The following is a 17,355-nucleotide window of genomic DNA, read 5'->3' on the forward strand; positions in this document are numbered from 1 at the left end:
AGAGCGGCCGGACCCGGAGCGGCTGGCCGTGCTGGAGCGGGAGCGGCGCGACGAGGTCGCCCGGGTGCGCCAGATCCTCCCGGAGGAGGCGCGCCTGCGGCAGGTGCGAAGCGAGCGCGCGGACGCCGAACGCGGGCTGGCGGAGCTGACCGAGGAGGAGTCGGAGCTGACGCGGCGGCTGGCGGCCCTGCCCGCCGAGCGGCTCGACGTCGAGGAACGGCTCGCCCGCGCGCGTACGGCGGCGGCGAGCCTGCCGGGCCTGACGGCCGCCAGGGACGCCGCGCTGCGGCTGCGGGAGGTCACCGGGCAGGCCGCGCTGCTGGACGGCGAACTGACGCGGCTCGCCGAGGACGAGGCGCGGGCACGGGCCGCGCAGGCGGAGCTGCCGGAGCTGCTGGCCGCCGCCGAGGAGCGGCTCAGGGGCTTGCGCGACATGGCCGCGCGCGTCCCCGCATTGGAAGCCGCCGCTCACCTGGCGGGCGAGCGGCTGGAGGCCGCGCGGCTGCGCGACGCGCTGACGGCCGAGCTGGAGACGGCCGAGCACGACCGGCGCGCGGCCGTCGACCTGGCCCAGGAGTGCCGCGACCGGCTCCAGGAGGTCCGCCAGGCCAGGATCGACGGCATGGCCGCCGAACTGGCGGCCGGGCTCGTGGCCGGAGCGCCCTGCGCCGTCTGCGGCGCCACCGAACACCCCCGTCCCGCCGCACCCGCCGGACGGGCGGCGACCGCGGACGACGAGCAGGCGGCGCAGGAGGCGTTCGAGGCCGCGCAGTGGGCCCGCGAGGAGGCGGAGACGGCCGTCGCCGCGCTCTCGTCGAGGCTCGGCGACGCGACGGCGCGTGCGGCGGACCTGTCCCAGGAGGACGCGTCCGCCGCCCTCGCGGACGCCCGCGAGGAGCTGTCGCGGCTGCGCGCGGCCGAGACGGCGGTCGAGGCGGCCGAGGCGGAGGCCGGGCGGCTCGCGGCGGAGCTGGAGTCGGCCCGCGACCGGGCCGCGGAGCTGACCGGGCTGCTGACCGAGACCAGGACCAGGCGGGACGCGCTGCTCGCGGAGGGCGAGCGGCTCGCCGCCGGTCTGGAGGGCGACCTCGCGACGGCGGAGGCGGACCTGGAACGCGCCCGGTCCCTGGCCGCGGCGGAGGAGGGACTGGCCGCCCGCGCCACCCGGCTCGCGGCCGAGCTGGAGGAGCTGGGCGCGCGGGCCGTGCGCACCGGCGCGGCGCTCGCCGAGGCGCGCGCGCATCGGGACCGGCTGGCGGCAGACGAGCGCAGGCTGGCCGAGGTGATCGACGCCGCCCGCGGCGGGGACCCTTCGCTCGCCGCCCGCCTCGACCGGCTGGCCGAGGAGGCGGACCTGCTCAGGGAGGCCGCCGAGGCGGCGGTCGCGGCGGCCGCGGCCGACCGCGAGAGCGAGACGGCGCTGGCCGAGGCGGCCAGGGCCGCCACCGGCGAGGGGTTCGCCAGTGTGGAGCACGCGGCGGCCGCCGTGCGCACGCCGGAGGACCGGGAGGCGATGTCCGAGCGGCTGGGACACCTGGACGCCGAGCGGGCCACGGTCGAGGGACTGCTCGCCGATCCCGAACTGGTCGCGGCGGCGGCCGAGCCCGCCGCCGACCTGCCGGAGCTGGAGGCCGGCCACGAGCGGGCCGAGCGGGACCACGCCGCCCGTACCTCGGCGCGCGACCGGGCGAAGGGCAGGCTCGACCAGCTCACGGCGCTCGCCGGAGAACTGGACGCCGCGCTGCGCGCCTACCGGCCCGCCGAGGAACGGCACCGCCTGGCGCGCCGGCTCGCCGAGCTGGCGACCGGCACCTCCGGCGACAACCGGTGGCACATGAGGCTGTCGGCGTACGTGCTGGGCGAGCGCCTCTGCCAGGTCGTCGACGCGGCGAACGAGCGCCTCGACCGCATGTCGAGCGGGCGCTACCTGCTGCGGCACGACCTGAACCGGTCCGCGGGCGACCGGGGCAGGTCGGGCGGCGGGCTGGGTCTGCGCGTGCTCGACGCCTGGACCGGCGTGGAACGCGATCCGGCCACGCTCTCCGGCGGCGAGAGCTTCATCACCTCGCTCGCCCTGGCGCTGGGCCTGGCCGACGTGGTGACCGCCGAGGCGGGCGGCGCGGAGATCGGCAGCCTCTTCGTGGACGAGGGCTTCGGCACCCTCGACGACGAGACGCTCGACGACGTGCTCGACATCCTCGACGGCCTGCGCGAGGGGGGCCGGGCCGTCGGCGTGGTCAGCCACGTCGCCGAGCTTCGGGTGCGCATCCCCGCCCAGCTCCGCGTGGTGAAGGGCCGTTCCGGCTCCACCCTGTCGCACCGCTGACCTTCCCCGCTTCTCCCGCCGCTCCGGCGGTTGCTGACCTCCCCGCCCGCGCTCCCGCAGTCCGACGGCCCGGCTCAGGGGCAGGAGCGGTCACGGGCAAGAGAGGGTCAAGCGCTCTGCAAGCGTTCGGCCCTATCAATGGCGTGCAAGGCCTGCGGAACCCACGACGGGGCTCCGCCTGACAGCCCGAGCGGCACAGCCGCCGACGAGAGGTGAGACGTGATGAAGAGCATCCGCAGGAGCACGGTCATGGTCGTCGCCGTGGGCGCCCTTGCCCTCGGCCTGGCGCTCCCCACGGGCCCGGCCAGCGCATCCCCCGCCTACAAGACGTTCACCTGGAAGCACGGCTCCACCGCGGGTGACTGCACGATGTACAGCGGCGGTGCCGACCGGACGGCCCCGACGTGGACTCTCTATCCGGACGGCACGGCCTCGTTCGACGCCACGCTCACCAGCATGTCGGGTGACGACGCCTGGCTGATGTGGGCACATCTCAAGGACGAGAACGGCGCACTGCTCGCCGACATACGCATACCCGGCAGCACCAGCACCAAGTTCGTCAAGAACCTGCCCCTCGCCTGGCCGCGGAAGTATCGATGGCTGGCCGAAGGCCGGTTCGACCCCAGCCTGTACCCCCTGATCAAGAGTATGTCGCTGAGCAAGCACTGCTGAGCGTCCGCCACCGCCGAGGACCCGCCGGAGGCGAGGAGCGAGGGCCGGACGGGCCGCGCTCACCAGAGGGCGAGCGAACGGGTCAGGATACCGGCGATGTCCTCCTCCCGCACGGGCCTGGGGGAGGTGGTGAGCAGCCGCTGCTGCTTCATCGCCCCCTCCACCAGCGCCGGCACGTCGGCCTCCGCGTATCCCACGCCGCCGATGCCGTTCGGGATGCCGACGTCGCGCATGAGCGCGGTCAGCACGCCGGGCAGGAACTCCGCCGGCTCGTCCGGCGTCGCCGCCGAGGGATCGAGCAGCTCGGCCGCGCGCAGGTGCCGCGCCGGATCCGCCTCGAAGGTGAACCGGAACGCCTCCGGCGCGGTCAGCGCCACGGCCATGCCGTGCGGCACCATCGGCTCGCCGCCGGGATAACCGTGCGGGTGGAAGTCCTTCACCCGCCCCGCGATCGGATAGGCGTTGGCTGCGGGATGTGCACGCCCGCGTTGCCGAAGCCCAGCCCCGCGAACGTCGCCGCCAGCGCCATCGCGCCCCTCGCCTCCGCGTCGTCGCCGCGCCGTACGGCCGTGCGGAACGAGCCCGCGAGCAGCCGGATCGCCTGCTCCGACCACATGTCCGCCACCGGGTTCGACCCGCAGTACGGCACGCGCTCCTCCGGCCGCCTGCGCTCGTACGAGGTGTACGGCCGGGCCGTGTAGCTCTCCAGGGCGTGACAGAGGATGTCCATCCCCGCCGCGGCGGTCACCTCGGGCGGCTGCGTCATCGTGAGATCCGGGTCCACGACGGCCAGCACCGGGCGGAGGCGGGCGTGGCTGATCCCCGTCTTGACCTTCAGGCCGAGCACGTCGAGCACGCAGATCGTGGTGCTCTCCGAGCCGGTGCCCGTGGTCGTGGGCACCGCGACCAGCGGCTTGAGCGGGTGAGAGGGGGCGCGCCCGGCGCCGATCGGCGCGTTGATGTAGTCCATCAGCTCGCCGGGATTCGTCGACAGCAGGTTGACGGCCTTGGCCGTGTCGATGCTCGACCCACCGCCGACCGCCACGAAGGCGTCCCACGGCCCGCTCGCGCGGGCGTGCCCGATCGCCGCGAGCAGACTCTCGTCGGTGGGCTCGACGTGCACGCCGTCGTACACCTCCGCGTGCATGCCGAACCCGGCGATCTGTTCGGCGATGCGCGCCGGAGCGCCCGTCGCCGCCACCCCGGCGTCGGTCAGCACCAGCACGCGGCGTACGCCGTACTGCCCGAGGTCGAAACCGATCTCGGCGGACGCGCCGGACCCGAACTTCAGGGCGGGCGCGCCGTACGTGAAGACGGACTCGGGGTTGCTCGGGACGATCACGATCCGTGGGCCTTTCACTCGCGGGGTCATGGGGGCGCAGGCCCGTGGGGCCTGCGCGGCGCGCGGCATGTCCGATGGGCAACCTGACATGTAGCATGCTGCATGTCAATGTGCCGCCGTACGCGGGCGGGCCCACGACCCTCCGGAGGGTGGTCAGACGGTGCGAGCGGTCGCCGGCACGTCCAGTCTCACCGAGCAGGTCATCGAGGCGGTCAGAGAGGCCATCCACTCGGGGGAGCTGCGGCCCGGAGAGCTGTATTCGGTGTACCGGCTGGCCGAGCAGCTCAACGTCTCCCGCACCCCCGTACGCGAGGCGATGCTCCGGCTGGCGGAGGCCGGCCTGGTGCGGTTCGAGCGGAGCCGGGGCTTCCGGGTGCTGCGCCGCGATCCCAGGGAGATCGCCGAGGTGTTCCACCTGAGGCTGCTGCTCGAGGTGCCGGCGACCAGGCGGGCGGCCCGCCACGCCGGTCCCGGCCTGGCCCGCGCGCTGCGCGAGGAACTGGAGGCCATGCGCGCCGCGGCGGCCGACCACGACGAGCCCCGGTTCATACGGCACGACCGGGCGTTCCACGACGCGATCCTCGCCGCGGGGGCCAACCGGCGGCTCGCCGAGGTCGTCGCCGGGCTCAGGGACGCCACGGTGACACTGGGCGCCTCCACGGTCGACCGCTCCCGCTCGCTCGCGGACGTCGCCGCGGAGCACGAGCCGATCCTCGCCGCCCTCCTCGGGGGCGACCCGGACGCCGCCGCCGTGGCGATGCGTGCCCACGTGACCCACACCGGCGAACTCCTCGTGGCCCAGGCCGCCGCCGAGAACGGCCGGCCCGCCGACCCCGCCGACATCGCCCTCATCCACGACGCAGCGGACGAATCTACAACGTAAAGGGCACAGTCGGTGTTCGCGATGGCAAGACCCGGTCAGGGGAACACGTCCTCCGATTTTTCCCGGGCGGTGTCGAATGGCGTCGAGCCGGTTCGTAGCCAAGGTGAGAGGCCGGTGACGGCCGCCGCACGCCGCCTGTCCGCCTGATCCTTCGAAGGAGTTCGCCGTGAAGAAGTACCTGCTCGCCGTCCAGCTCGACGAAAGCGAGAAAGTGAGCGCCGCCCTGACTGTCGCCGCGCCCGCCGCGAGGGTGTTCGCGGTGCTGGCCGACCCGACGACCCACTCCGCGATCGACGGCACCGGCTGGGTTCAGGAAGCCGTCAACCAGGCGCCGCTGACCGAGGCAGGGCAGATCTTCCGGATGGACATGCATCACGCCGGCCATCCGAACGGTGACTACCAGGTGGTCAACAAGGTCGTGGTGTTCGATTCGCCGCGCGCCATCGGCTGGCTGACGGGGCAGGAGAAGGGCGACGGTCAGCTGGAGTTCGGCGGCTGGATCTGGCGTTACGACCTCGCGCCGCTCGGTCCGTCCGAGACTCAGGTCACGCTCACCTACGACTGGTCGGCGGTGCCGCAGTTCATCCGGGAGCGAGGCATCCAGTTCCCGCCGTTCGGCCCTGAGCATCTCATCAACTCGCTGCACCACCTGGCGGAGCTTGCCTCCTATAGGTGATGTCGTGTCGATCAGGTCGAAGGTGGTGCCGTACGCCGGGGGTGTCCCGCCGGACGACGGGTCAGGGAGCGCGCTCGCCCGCGGTCGTCGTGGTGAGCGCGACGACGGCCCGCAGCGCCGCCGCCGGGTCGCCGGCGAAGAACCGCACCCGCCGGACGGTCGCCGCAGGGCGTACGGCGGTCCAAGGGCGGCGTGGGCGAGGCACCTCCATCGGTTCGCGCAGGTCGACCGCGATGTTGGTCTGGGACGAGACCGCGAGGGCGAGCTCGCCGCCCGAGAGGCGCACGAGTCTCTTCTCGTCGTCGGCGTCCAGCTCCAGCAGGATCTCCCGCAGTTCCCGGGTGGAGTCTCCGGCCAGCACGTCGCGCACCTCGTCCAGCGACAGGCCCAGCTCGGTCAGCCGGGCTACAGAGGCAGCCAGTGGGCGGTGAGGAGATAGCCGCCGTAGACGAGCGCGGCGGTGGAGACGAGCAGGAACAGCAGCACCCAGAGCGTGCCGGGCACGCGGGTCAGCCGGGCGAGCTGGTCGGCGTCGGAGTCCGGGGCGCGGCCGAGGCGGCGCTTGGTCTGCAGCTCAAGGATCGGCCGCACGCCGCCGAGCAGCAGGAACCACGCGGCGGCGTACGCACAGGCCGACTGGACGTGGGGCGGGGCGAACCACGACAGCGCGAAGACCGCGCCGCCCACGGCGAGCAGCGACACGGCGCCGAAGAAGTTCCTGATCATCAGCAGCATGCACGTCAGCAGCGCGAGCACGGCCCACAGCAGCATCGTGATCCGCCCGCCGGAGACCAGCCAGGCCGACCCGAGCCCGATCAGGGAGGGCGCGACGTATCCCGCCGCGGCCGTGGCGATCATGCCGGGTCCCGTGGGCCTCCCCCTGGTGAGCGTCACGCCCGAGGTGTCCGAATGGAGGCGGATGCCCCGCAGCTTGCGCCGGGTCAGCACCGCGACCAGCGCGTGGCCCCCCTCGTGCGCGATCGTGATCAGGCCGCGTGAGATGTGCCACGACGCCGGATAGGCGACGACGGCGAGGGCGGCGAACCCGGACAGGACGACCAGCCAGAGCGGGGGCGCGATCTGCGTGTGGGTCAGGTGGTTCCACAGGGCCTTCAGGGGGTTCACCCCCGGAATCGTACGGCCCGCCGCCCCGGCCCGCGCTCCCCGTGCTTCCGCCCTCGGTCCGTACGGTCTGTCCGGGCAGAAACCGAGTAAGCGTGACGATGGCGGTTACCTTCTACGTGTGACTGAGCGGCGTATGCGTGGACTGCGCGGATTGAGCGGGTTGAGTGGGCTGATGAGGGCGAAACCGGAGCAGGCTCCCGAGCATTCCATGGACCCCCGTGCGGACGAGGGGGAGACGTTCAGGCAGAGCGTGATCGACAACGCGGTGTACGTGGACGGCGAGCGCGTGGACTCGCCGCTGTCGCTGGGCGACGCGATCGCCTCGCTGCGCTCGCGGCCGAGGGCGATGGCGTGGATCGGCCTGTACCGGCCTGAGGAGGCCGAGCTGATCAAGGCGGCCGAGGAGTTCGGCCTGCACGAGCTCGCCATCGAGGACGCCATCGTCGCCCACCAGCGGCCCAAGGCCGACCGGTACGGCGACACGCTGTTCGTGGTGCTGCGGGCGGCGCAGTACCTCGACAAGCCGGAGAAGGTCGCCTTCGGCGAGCTGCACGTCTTCGTCGGTCCCGACTTCGTGCTGACCGTACGGCACAGCGAGGCGCCGGACCTTTCCAAGGTGCGCCGGCGCATGGAGTCGGACCCCGACCTGCTCCGCCAGGGGCCGCAGGCCGTGCTGTACGCGATCCTCGACGCGGTGGTGGACGGCTACGCGCCGGTGGTCGCCGGGCTGCAGAACGACATCGACGAGATCGAGGTGCAGGTCTTCGGCGGCGACCCGGCCGCGCCCCGGCGCATCTACTCCCTGTCGCGTGAGGTCATCGAGTTCCAGCGGGCGGCCAGCCCGCTGGTCCCGATGCTCGACGGCTTCATCGCGGGCTCGCCGAAGTACGGCGTGAACGAGGAGCTGCAGCGCTACCTGCGCGACGTGTCCGACCACGCGATCACGGTCACCGAGCGGGTGGCGGGCTTCCGGCAGATGCTCCAGGACATCCTCGTCGTCAACTCCACACTCGTCAGCCAGCAGCAGAACGAGGAGATGACCAAGCTCACCGCCGCGAGCATCGCCCAGGGCGACGAGGTCAAGAAGATCTCGGCGTGGGCGGCCATCCTGTTCGCCCCGACGCTGGTCGGCACGATCTACGGGATGAACTTCGACCACATGCCCGAGCTGCACTGGGTGCTCGGATACCCCGTCGCGATCATGCTCATGGGCGTCGTCTGCCTCACGCTCTATCTGGTGTTCAAACGCCGCGACTGGTTGTAGAGCGAACCGGCCCGGGGCGTGGGCCACGCCCCGGGCCGGCTCAGTGAGTGTTCAGCGCTTCACGCGCACCCAGTCGCTCCGGCTGGTGGAGCGATCGGCCTCGCCGTTCCCGGCGAAGACGACCTTCCAGTAGCCGGACGCGGACGCCTTGGTCTTGCCCCAGAACCTGCCGGTGCTGTTCGTCCACAGCGTCTTGACGTAGTGCCAGGAACCGCCGGCCTTCTTGAACCACACGGTCACCCGCTGGTGGCCGTAGCCCTCCCAGCCGTCGTCCCAGGCCTGGAGCTGGCCCCGGAAGGTGAGGTACCTGTGATACCTGACCGGCTCCGGTGCGGCGTTGAACTGGACGACCCGGGTGTCGGCCTTGGGCGTGGGCGGAGGCGTCGGCCGGGGCACGCGGACCGTCACGTAGTCGGTCGCGCTCGCCGAGTATCCCGCTCCGCCGGCGCCGTCGAACTCGGCCCGCCACCAGCCGGAGGTCCTGGCCGTGACGTCCGCCCAGAAGCGGCCGGCGGAGTCGGTCCAGTCGGAGGTGACGTACTGCCAGCGGTAGCCGCCGGCCGGCTTGAACAGGATCTTCACCTGCCGGCCCGGGTAGCCGCTCCAGCCGGCAAAGCCGGAGATCTCCAGCCGGCCGCGCAGGCGCAGCGCGTCACCGGCGTCGACGGGCTCGGGGGAGGCGTCGAATCCGGTGATCCGGGTGCGGCTGTCCTGGACCCTGACGTCGACCCGGTCGCTGTCGCTCGTCGCGGGCTCGGCGTCGGAGGCACCTTCGAACTCGGCGCGCCACCAGCCGCTCCTGACCGCTCTCTCGTCGACGGAGAACCGGCCGTTCCGGTCGGTCGTCACCGAGCCGACCCGGCTGTAGGAGCCGCCGACCGGCTTGAAGGCGAGGTACACCCGCTGCCCGTCGTACGCCTGCCGGCCGCCGCCGTCCCGGTAGGTCAGCGCGCCGGTCAGCCTGATCCGGTCGCCCCGGTCGACGACGTCCGGTGCCGCGTCGAAGTCGAGGTCGGTGGTCCAGTGGACCTGGAACTCCTTGGTCGCGACGCCGCCGTCGGCGCGCACCTGCAGCTTCCAGACGCCCGGCTCGTCCCTGAAGGTGAAACCGTACCTGGCCGTGTAGGCGCCGGAGCCCGCGGGGCCCGACGTCGCGGGGGCCGGGTCCAGCGTCACGATCCGGCCGTCGCGGTCGACCAGCCTCGCCGCGCCCTTCTCGGACGCCTTGTAGGTGAAGGTCGCCGTCGTGCCCGCGCCGCCGGCGACGACGACCGGACTGGGGGAGACGGTCAGGTCACTGGGACCCGCTGCCGTCGCCGCGCCGGCGGTGGCCGGGAGCGCGACGAGGGCCGCCCCTCCCAGAGCCACTGCCGCGATCGCGGCATGGATGCGTTTCAACATTCCGGTGAACCATCCTTCCCGGTGGTTGAACGCGGCCTGAGGGTGCCACGTCATTCATTACGAGTAGACGGGCGAACACCGGCGATGGTTTAGTGCTCTGACTTATCGTCATCGATTTGTGTCAAAAGGAATGATCCATAACCGCTCGTGCACGGAGTTGACGCTGTGCGGGACGGAGCGTGCATCGTGCGACATAATCGGCCCTGTGGTGCGGGACGCTGTGGAGACGCATTTCGCCGAGGCCGTCGGGGCGCTGACCCCCGGACCCTCCCGGGATCCGGACCTGCCGGTGCGGCCGGGCACGGGCCTGACGGGGACGCGGTGCCGTGAACTGTTCGCCGTGCAACTCGGCAGCCGGCTCCTCGACGTCGCCGCCCGCGTCATGCGTGAGCGCGACGAAGGCTTCTACACGATCGGGTCGTCGGGGCACGAGGGCAACGCCGCCGTGGCCGCCGCGCTCCGCGTGGACGACCCCGCGCTCCTGCACTACCGGTCCGGCGCCTTCTACCTGACCCGTTCCGCTCAGGCGGGGCGGCTGGCCGAGGAGGGGCTGCGCGACGTGCTGCTGGGGATCGCGGCGTCGGCCGAGGAGCCGATCGCGGGCGGCCGGCACAAGGTGTTCGGCCACCCCCGCCTCGCGGTCATCCCGCAGACCTCCACGATCGCCAGCCACCTGCCGCGCGCCGTCGGCGTCGGCTTCGCGATCGAGCGGGCGCGCATGCTCGGGCTGCCCTCACCCTGGCCCGGGGACGCCGTCGCCGTCTGCAGCTTCGGCGACGCGTCGATGAACCACGCCTCCGCGCTGACCGGGCTGAACACCGCCGCGTACGGCCGCTTCCGCGGGCTGCAGATCCCGGTGCTGTTCGTGTGCGAGGACAACGGCCTCGGCATCAGCGTGAAGACGCCGCCGGAGTGGATCGCGCAGGCCAGGCACCCCCTGCTGGAGTACTTCCAGGCCGACGGCTGCGACCTGGCCGAGACCTACGACGTGGCGCTGCGCGCCGTCGAGCACGTGCGTGCCAACCGCGCCCCGGCGTTCCTGCACCTGCGCACCGTGCGGCTGATGGGCCACGCCGGCTCCGACGTGGAGGTCGGCTACCGCACCCGCCGGGAGATCGCCGCCGACCTGGACCGCGACCCCCTCGTCCGTACGGCGCGGCTGCTCGTGGAGGCGGGCCTGGCCGAGCCCGACGAGCTGCTCGCACGCTACGAGGCCGAGCGCGACCACGTGCTGAAGCTGGCGTCGGAGTGCGCGCGGCGGCCCCGGCTCGCGACGGCGGCGGAAGTGATGGCCCCGCTCGCGCCGCGCCGTCCCGAGGCCGTGGCCGCCGAGGCCATACGGTCCGCGCCCGCCGAGGCGCGCGAGCGCGCCTTCGCCACCCCGCCGGAGCAGGAGGGCAGGCTGACCGTCGCCCAGGCGGTCAACCGGGCACTGGCCGACGCGATGGCGTTGGACCCCGGGGTCCTGGTGTTCGGCGAGGACGTGGCCCGCAAGGGCGGCGTGTACGGCGTGACGCGCGGGCTGCTGCGCAGGTTCGGGGCCGAGCGGGTCTTCGACATGCTGCTGGACGAGCAGGCCATCCTCGGCCTCGCCCTCGGGGCGGGGGTGTCGGGGCTGCTGCCGGTGCCGGAGATCCAATACCTCGCCTACCTGCACAACGCGCTTGATCAGATTCGCGGCGAGGCGTCGACCATGCAGTTCTTCTCGCAGGGCGCGTATCGCAATCCACTGGTCGTACGAGTCGCCTCATATGCCTATCAAAAGGGCTTTGGGGGACATTTCCATAATGACAACTCAATTGCCGCATTGCGCGATATTCCCGGCGTGATCGTCGCGTCTCCGGCGCGGCCCGACGACGCCGCCGCGATGCTGCGCACCTGCCTGGCCGCCGCCCGCGCGGACGGCAGCGTCTGCGTGTTCCTCGAGCCCATCGCGCTGTACCACACGCGTGATCTCTTCGAGGAGGGCGACGGCGGCTGGCTCGCGCCGTACACGCCGCCGGCGCGTTGGGCCGAGACGCACGTCCCGGTCGGCCGCGCCCGCTCCTACGGCGACGGCCGCGACCTGACCATCGTCACGTACGGCAATGGCCTGCGGATGAGCCTGCGGGCGGCGGTCAGGCTCACGGCTGAGGACCTGGGCTGCCGGGTGCTCGACCTGCGGTGGCTGTCGCCGCTGCCGGTCGACGACCTCATGCGCGCCGCCGAACTGACCGGCCGCGTGCTGATCGCCGACGAGACCCGCCACAGCGGCGGCGTCTCCGAGAGCGTGATCGCGGCGCTCGTCGACAACGGCTTCCGCGGCCCGATCTCCCGGGTGACCTCACAGGACAGCTTCGTGCCGCTCGGCCCGGCCGCCGACACCGTCCTGCTGTCGGAGTCCGACATCGAACGCGCCGCCCGCAAACTGCTCGTCTGACCCGGGCGGGGGGCGGTTGGTGCGCGCCCAGGCCGTTCCGGGCCGGAAGCCGTGCCCTCAACCATGTATCACGTCAGCCGGGCCCTCGCCCTGGCCCACGACGCGGTCGTCCAGTCGCGCGACACGTCCCCCACGGGTCCGAAGGCATCCGCGTAGGTCTCCAGCACGAGATTCCCGTCCCGCACGACGATCAATACCTTTTGCGCGCCCTTGTCGTGTCCCCACAGGCCGGGCGGGAGGGTGGTCTTCACCCCGCTGACGGAAGCGCCGGGAATGTCGGGCAGTTCGGCGGAGGTCAGCGGGGCAATCTTCACTTTGACGCGTCTGCCTTGGTAAGCGACCCGCACGCTCGCACACCCCCTGGGCACCCGGACGTGGAACAGCGAGTCCGGCAGCGACTCCGGGACGGAGATCAGTGACTCGCCGAGCGCGTGCCTGCCGCTGAACTCCACCACCGCGGCGGGGCTCTTGGGGAAACGGGCGACGACCTTCGGATCCCAGAGCAGCCCTGTGGTGGCCGCGGTCCTGCATCGCGCCGGAAGAGCGCTGAAGGCCCAGTCGGCGACGGCCGTACCGCCGGAGGCGAATCTCGATGCGCGGGCGGCGACGGTGTGCACCTTCGTGTAGCCGGCCTTCGAGCCGACGAGCGCGGCCTTCAGCTCGCTCGCGGCCGGGCCGGAGCCCGGTGGTTGCGCGGCGGCGGTCACGGACAGGGCGGCCAGGAGCGGTGCGACGGATCGGATCACGATGCCTCCACGGAGATCGCGGCGTTTCCCGCAGCGTGGCAAAGAGGCGTTGCGAATCGCGTATAACCGCCCGTATAAGAGCATTGACCAGCAAGGGGCGTGATGCTGCTTCGCATCCTGGGACCGATCGAGATCCGGCAGAACGGCGAGGCCGTACGGCTGACCGCACCGAAGACGTGTGCGCTGCTCGCCGCGCTGGTCACCTGTCCGAACGAGCCGGTCGTCCTGGACGGCTTGGTCGATGCGGTGTGGCCGTCCGACCCGCCGCCGTCCGCCGCGGACAACCTTCGGGTGTACGTCGCCCAGTTACGCCGTGTCCTGGGGGACGGCGCGCGCATCGCCTCCGTCAACCGGGGCTACGCCCTGACCCTCGACTCCGATGAGCTGGACGCGCGGAGATTCGAGGATCTTCTCGCGGAGGCCCGCCGGCGGCGGACGGGGGACCTCCAGTCCGCCGCCGCGGCGTACCGGGACGCACTGGCACTGTGGCGCGGCCCGGTCTTCGGCGGTGCGGACCTGAGCGGGAGGGCCCACGAGTACGCGGTCAGGCTGGAAGAGGAACGCGCCGCCGCGGTCGAGGAGCGGATCGACGTCGAACTGGCCCTGGGACGCCACAGCCCGCTGATCGGAGAGCTGCGTGGCCTGGTCGCCGCGCATCCACTGCGGGAACGGCTGCACGGACAGCTCATGCTGGCCTTGTACCGCTCCGGCCGCCAGGCCGAGGCCCTGGAGGCATACCGGAACGCGCGGCGCATCCTCGTCGAGGAACTCGGGCTCGATCCCGGGCCCGAACTGCGCGCGATCGAGTCGGCGATCCTGGCCGGCGAGCCGATGGGCGTCTCTCCGGCTCCGACCGGCCCGGGGTCCACGCGGTCGCCGGCGGTGGTGGTGCCCTCGCCCCGGCGGGTACGCGGCCGGGTCAGGCCGATCCTCGTCGCGGGTCTCGGCGTGCTGGTGGCGGTGACGGCGGCGCTGGGGCTGCGGGGCTCCTCGCCGGAGGGGAGCCCGCCCACACCCCCACGGGTCGAGATGGCGAAGGGGGCGGTGGGGGACGGCGTCCTGACCGTCGGGACCCTGCTGCCGGTTACGGGTTCCCTCTACTTCCTCGGGGCCGCGACGGCCGCGGGAGCCGACCTGGCGGTCCAGGACGTCAACGCCGCGGGTGGCGTGCTCGGGCGGCCCGTGCGCCTCGTCCGGTCGGACTCGGGCGACCCGGCACGGGACATCGCGTCGTCCGCCGTTGCGGATCTGCTCGCCCGGAAGGCGGATCTCATCGTGGGCGCGGTGTCCAACACCGTGTCCCTGACCATCCTCGACCAGGTCACCGAGGCGGGTGCGGCGATCATCTCGCCCTCCAACACCTCGTCGCTGCTCACCTCCGCCTACGACCGCGGCCTCTACTTCCGTACGGCCCCGGGGGACGACCTGCAAGGACGTGCGATCGGCCGGCTGATCGCGGAGAACCACGACCGCACCGTCGCGATCATGGCCCTCGACGACCCCTACTCGGAGAGCGTGATAGGGGGAATCGAGTCGGCGATCACCCGGACCGGGAGCCGCGTGGTCAGGAAGGTCACGTACGACGAGGACGAAACGCGCTTCGCGAAGGCGGTGAACACCGTCGTCCGGGGGAAGGCGGACGCGCTCGTACTCATCGGCTTCGAGGAGACGGCCGAGATCGTCAAGGAATTGAGGCGGCGTGGGGTCACGGCCGGCACCCAGCACTGGTATCTCGTGGACGGCAATCTCTCCGACTACTCTGCGGATCTGCCCAGGGGGACGTTGCTCGGTGCCAGGGGGACGCTGGCCGGCGCGGACGCCGGCGAAGAGTTCGCCCGGCGGATGCGTGCGATGGATCCGAGCCTCGGCGATCTCGGCTACGGCCCGGAGGCCTATGACGCGGTGATCCTGGGAGCCCTCGCAGCGGAAGCGGCCAGGGGGGATCTCGGCCAGTCCGTGGCCGCGCGGCTGAGGGACGTCAGCTCGGGTGGGCGGCGATGCACGTCCTACCGGGAGTGCTCGGCCCTCGTCCGCTCCGGTCTGGACATCGACTACGACGGGTTGAGCGGGCGGATCGAGTTCGACAGCAACGGGGACGTCACGGAGGGGACCTTCGGGGTGTACGAGTACGCCGCGGACAACACCTACAGTCGTGCCGGCACGCGCGTCGTGACGTCCCGATGAGCGCGGCGGACTCCTACAACCGGGACAGCGCGGCGCGGGCCATGGTGTGGAGCAGGCCGGCCATGGCCTCGGGGGCGAGCTCCCCGGCGCTGCGCGGGGTGGAGTTGAGCAGGCCGAAGACCGCGTGTGTGGCGGCGCGCAGCCGCGCGGGCGGGCACGCGGGGTGCAGTTCGGACAGCACGGTCACCCACTCCTCGACGTACAGCCGCTGCAGCCGCCGGATGGCCCGGCGGGCCTGCTCCGGCACGTTGTCCAGCTCGCGCTCGTGCACGCGGATGAGCGCGGGGTGGGTCAGCGCGAACTCGATGTGCCCGGACAGCAGCGCGTCGAGCGCGGCCTCCGCGGTGTCCGGGTCGGCGGTGGTGGCCAGCCGCGCCCCCTGCTCGTGCAGCCGCTCGCTGATGTCCAGCAGCATCTCGGTGAGCAGGGCCTCCTTGCCGTTGAAGTGCCGGTAGAGCGCCGGCCCCGACACGCCCACGGCCGTGCCGATGTCCTCGATGGACACGCCGTGGAAGCCGCGCGCCGCGAAGAGGTCCGCGGCCGCTTCGAGGATCTCGGCCCGCCGATTGCGGGTAGGGGTCTTCACGGTCCTCCCAGTCTGCACGGCACCATGGTAGACGGAGTCTGTTAATGATGATTAACATCCGAGCATGAGCACGAGTGACTGGCCGGTGCTGGAGAGCCGGTGCGACCCGGGCGGCGAGCCGTACAAGCGCAACGCGGAGGCGAACGAACGCCTGGTGGCGGACCTGCGGGAACGGCTCGCGGCGGCGGCTCGCGGCGGCCCCGAGCGGGCCAGGGCCAGGCACGTCCAGCGCGGCAAGCTGCTGCCCAGGGACCGCGTCGACACGCTCCTCGACCCCGGCGGGCGCTTCCTGGAGCTGTCCCCGCTCGCGGCCACCGGCATGTACGACGACCAGGCCCCGGCCGCCGGGATCATCACCGGGGTGGGACGGGTGGCCGGACGCGAGGTCGTGATCGTGGCCAACGACGCCACCGTCAAGGGCGGCACGTACTACCCGATCACGGTCAAGAAGCACCTGCGCGCCCAGGAGGTCGCCCTCCACAACAACCTGCCGTGCGTGTACCTGGTCGACTCGGGCGGCGCGTTCCTGCCCAAGCAGGACGAGGTCTTCCCCGACCGCGAGCACTTCGGGCGCATCTTCTACAACCAGGCCACCATGTCGGCGCGGGGCATCCCGCAGATCGCGGCCGTGCTCGGCTCCTGCACCGCGGGCGGGGCGTACGTCCCGGCGATGAGCGACGAGGCCGTGATCGTCCGCAACCAGGGCACGATCTTCCTGGGCGGGCCGCCGCTGGTGAAGGCCGCCACCGGCGAGACCGTCACCGCCGAGGAACTGGGCGGCGGCGACGTCCACGCCCGCGTCAGCGGCGTCACCGACCACCTCGCCGAGGACGACGCGCACGCCCTGAAGATCGTGCGGGACATCGTGTCGACGCTCGCCCCGAGAGGCCCCCGCCCCTGGGAGGTCGCCCCCGCCGAGCCGCCGCTGTGGGACCCGCGTGACCTGTACGGCATCGTCCCCCAGGACACCCGCCAGCCGTACGACGTGCGCGAGGTGATCGCCCGGGTGGTCGACGGCAGCCGGTTCCTGGAGTTCAAGGCCGAGTACGGCCCGACCCTGGTCACCGGGTTCGCCAGGATCCACGGGCACCCCGTGGGCATCGTGGCCAACAACGGCATCCTGTTCGGCGAGTCGGCGCTCAAGGGCGCGCACTTCATCGAACTGTGCGACCGGCGGTCGATCCCGCTGGTGTTCCTGCAGAACATCAGCGGCTTCATGGTCGGCAAGGCGTACGAGGCCGGGGGCATCGCCAAGCACGGCGCGAAGATGGTGACGGCGGTCGCCTGCGCCCGGGTGCCGAAGTTCACCGTGATCATCGGCGGCTCTTTCGGCGCCGGCAACTACGCCATGGCCGGCCGCGCCTACTCGCCCCGCTTCCTGTGGATGTGGCCGAACGCCCGCATCTCCGTCATGGGCGGCGAGCAGGCGGCCACCGTGCTCACCATGGTCGGCGACGCCGACGCCGACGAGATCCGGGCGCAGTACGAGCACCAGGGCAACCCCTACTACTCGACCGCCCGCCTGTGGGACGACGGGGTGATCGACCCGGTGGACACCAGGACCGTCCTCGGCCTGGCGCTCGGTGCCGCCGCGAACGCCCCCCTCGAACCCGTCGGCTACGGCGTCTTCCGGATGTGAGGCAGTGTTGATGACTCGTTCACCGGCTCCTCGTTCGCTTCGCGAGCGGCTCGTTCCTCACCGCTCACTCCGCTCACTGCGTCGGGTTCTCT

At 72.4% G+C, this 17,355-nt stretch carries 15 protein-coding genes; 8 read left to right on the forward strand and 7 right to left on the reverse strand.

What is annotated here, in order from left to right:
• Together Msi02_RS09980 and Msi02_RS09985 are read left to right on the forward strand one after the other, a co-directional pair.
• Window positions 1-2,326: SbcC/MukB-like Walker B domain-containing protein (locus tag Msi02_RS09980; RefSeq protein WP_275414111.1), on the forward strand; the 2,326-nt coding region annotated here is incomplete at its 5' end.
• A gap of 222 nt (window positions 2,327-2,548) precedes the next feature.
• Complete coding sequence (locus Msi02_RS09985) at window positions 2,549-2,998, forward strand: DUF6294 family protein (RefSeq protein WP_204048085.1); 450 nt, start codon at window positions 2,549-2,551, stop codon at window positions 2,996-2,998.
• Between the two features lie 59 nt (window positions 2,999-3,057).
• On the opposite strand, the gene Msi02_RS43900 is transcribed toward Msi02_RS09985, so the two are convergent.
• Both Msi02_RS43900 and Msi02_RS09990 read right to left on the reverse strand, forming a co-directional pair.
• Window positions 3,058-3,438 carry a dehydroquinate synthase/iron-containing alcohol dehydrogenase family protein gene (locus Msi02_RS43900; protein ID WP_275414112.1) on the reverse strand — a complete coding sequence of 127 codons (381 nt, stop codon included), beginning with the start codon at window positions 3,436-3,438 and terminating at the stop codon, window positions 3,058-3,060.
• A complete protein-coding gene (locus Msi02_RS09990) occupies window positions 3,435-4,358 on the reverse strand; it encodes a hydroxyacid-oxoacid transhydrogenase (protein WP_275414113.1) in 924 nt (307 codons plus the stop codon). Before Msi02_RS09990 ends, Msi02_RS43900 begins: the two co-directional genes overlap by 4 nt.
• A 142-nt stretch (window positions 4,359-4,500) precedes the next feature.
• On the opposite strand from Msi02_RS09990, the gene Msi02_RS09995 reads away from it, so the two are divergent.
• Together Msi02_RS09995 and Msi02_RS10000 are read left to right on the forward strand one after the other, a co-directional pair.
• On the forward strand, window positions 4,501-5,223 hold the full coding sequence (locus tag Msi02_RS09995; protein ID WP_204048086.1) for a GntR family transcriptional regulator: 723 nt from the start codon (window positions 4,501-4,503) through the stop codon (window positions 5,221-5,223).
• A 166-nt stretch (window positions 5,224-5,389) separates the two neighbouring features.
• Window positions 5,390-5,899, forward strand: coding sequence for an SRPBCC family protein (locus Msi02_RS10000; protein WP_204048087.1), 510 nt, complete (start codon window positions 5,390-5,392; stop codon window positions 5,897-5,899).
• A gap of 61 nt (window positions 5,900-5,960) precedes the next feature.
• Here the strand turns inward: Msi02_RS10000 and Msi02_RS10005 are convergent, their stop codons facing one another.
• The gene (locus Msi02_RS10005) at window positions 5,961-6,260 is read right to left on the reverse strand and encodes a hypothetical protein (RefSeq protein ID WP_204048088.1); all 300 of its coding nucleotides are present in this window, start codon (window positions 6,258-6,260) and stop codon (window positions 5,961-5,963) included.
• Window positions 6,261-6,304: 44 nt separating this feature from the next.
• Window positions 6,305-7,024: a M50 family metallopeptidase gene (locus tag Msi02_RS10010; RefSeq protein WP_239108265.1), complete on the reverse strand. Its 720-nt coding sequence runs from the start codon at window positions 7,022-7,024 to the stop codon at window positions 6,305-6,307.
• 172 nt (window positions 7,025-7,196) lie between these two features.
• Between Msi02_RS10010 and Msi02_RS10015 the strand changes: the two genes are divergently transcribed.
• On the forward strand, window positions 7,197-8,288 hold the full coding sequence (locus Msi02_RS10015; RefSeq protein ID WP_239108266.1) for a magnesium and cobalt transport protein CorA: 1,092 nt from the start codon (window positions 7,197-7,199) through the stop codon (window positions 8,286-8,288).
• A gap of 51 nt (window positions 8,289-8,339) precedes the next feature.
• Here the strand turns inward: Msi02_RS10015 and Msi02_RS10020 are convergent, their stop codons facing one another.
• Window positions 8,340-9,689, reverse strand: a complete 1,350-nt coding sequence (locus Msi02_RS10020) for a hypothetical protein (RefSeq protein WP_204048089.1) — start codon at window positions 9,687-9,689, stop codon at window positions 8,340-8,342.
• A gap of 205 nt (window positions 9,690-9,894) precedes the next feature.
• Between Msi02_RS10020 and Msi02_RS10025 the strand changes: the two genes are divergently transcribed.
• Window positions 9,895-12,108: a thiamine pyrophosphate-dependent enzyme gene (locus Msi02_RS10025; RefSeq protein WP_204048090.1), complete on the forward strand. Its 2,214-nt coding sequence runs from the start codon at window positions 9,895-9,897 to the stop codon at window positions 12,106-12,108.
• A gap of 68 nt (window positions 12,109-12,176) precedes the next feature.
• Here the strand turns inward: Msi02_RS10025 and Msi02_RS10030 are convergent, their stop codons facing one another.
• On the reverse strand, window positions 12,177-12,854 hold the full coding sequence (locus Msi02_RS10030) for a cupin domain-containing protein (protein WP_204048091.1): 678 nt from the start codon (window positions 12,852-12,854) through the stop codon (window positions 12,177-12,179).
• 102 nt (window positions 12,855-12,956) lie between these two features.
• Here Msi02_RS10030 and Msi02_RS10035 point away from each other — a divergent pair, with 102 nt between their 5' ends.
• Entirely contained in the window at window positions 12,957-15,038 is a 2,082-nt protein-coding gene (locus tag Msi02_RS10035; protein WP_204048092.1) for a BTAD domain-containing putative transcriptional regulator, read from the forward strand.
• Window positions 15,039-15,051: 13 nt separating this feature from the next.
• On the opposite strand, the gene Msi02_RS10040 is transcribed toward Msi02_RS10035, so the two are convergent.
• A complete protein-coding gene (locus tag Msi02_RS10040; RefSeq protein ID WP_204048093.1) occupies window positions 15,052-15,624 on the reverse strand; it encodes an SACE_7040 family transcriptional regulator in 573 nt (190 codons plus the stop codon).
• Between the two features lie 64 nt (window positions 15,625-15,688).
• Between Msi02_RS10040 and Msi02_RS10045 the strand changes: the two genes are divergently transcribed.
• Complete coding sequence (locus Msi02_RS10045; protein WP_079317922.1) at window positions 15,689-17,263, forward strand: carboxyl transferase domain-containing protein; 1,575 nt, start codon at window positions 15,689-15,691, stop codon at window positions 17,261-17,263.
• Window positions 17,264-17,355 lie beyond the last annotated feature (92 nt).

It is taken from the genome of Microbispora siamensis, from assembly GCF_016863095.1.
Classification (GTDB): domain Bacteria; phylum Actinomycetota; class Actinomycetes; order Streptosporangiales; family Streptosporangiaceae; genus Microbispora; species Microbispora siamensis.

Excerpts from the sequence above, each read along its gene's own strand:
- Msi02_RS10035 (WP_204048092.1), top strand. The coding sequence starts at position 12,957 with ATGCTGCTTCGCATCCTGGGACCGATCGAGATCCGGCAGAACGGCGAG.
- Msi02_RS10020 (WP_204048089.1), bottom strand. The coding sequence starts at position 9,689 with ATGTTGAAACGCATCCATGCCGCGATCGCGGCAGTGGCTCTGGGAGGG.
- Msi02_RS10015 (WP_239108266.1), top strand. The coding sequence starts at position 7,197 with ATGAGGGCGAAACCGGAGCAGGCTCCCGAGCATTCCATGGACCCCCGT.
- Msi02_RS09985 (WP_204048085.1), top strand. The coding sequence starts at position 2,549 with ATGAAGAGCATCCGCAGGAGCACGGTCATGGTCGTCGCCGTGGGCGCC.
- Msi02_RS10045 (WP_079317922.1), top strand. The coding sequence starts at position 15,689 with ATGAGCACGAGTGACTGGCCGGTGCTGGAGAGCCGGTGCGACCCGGGC.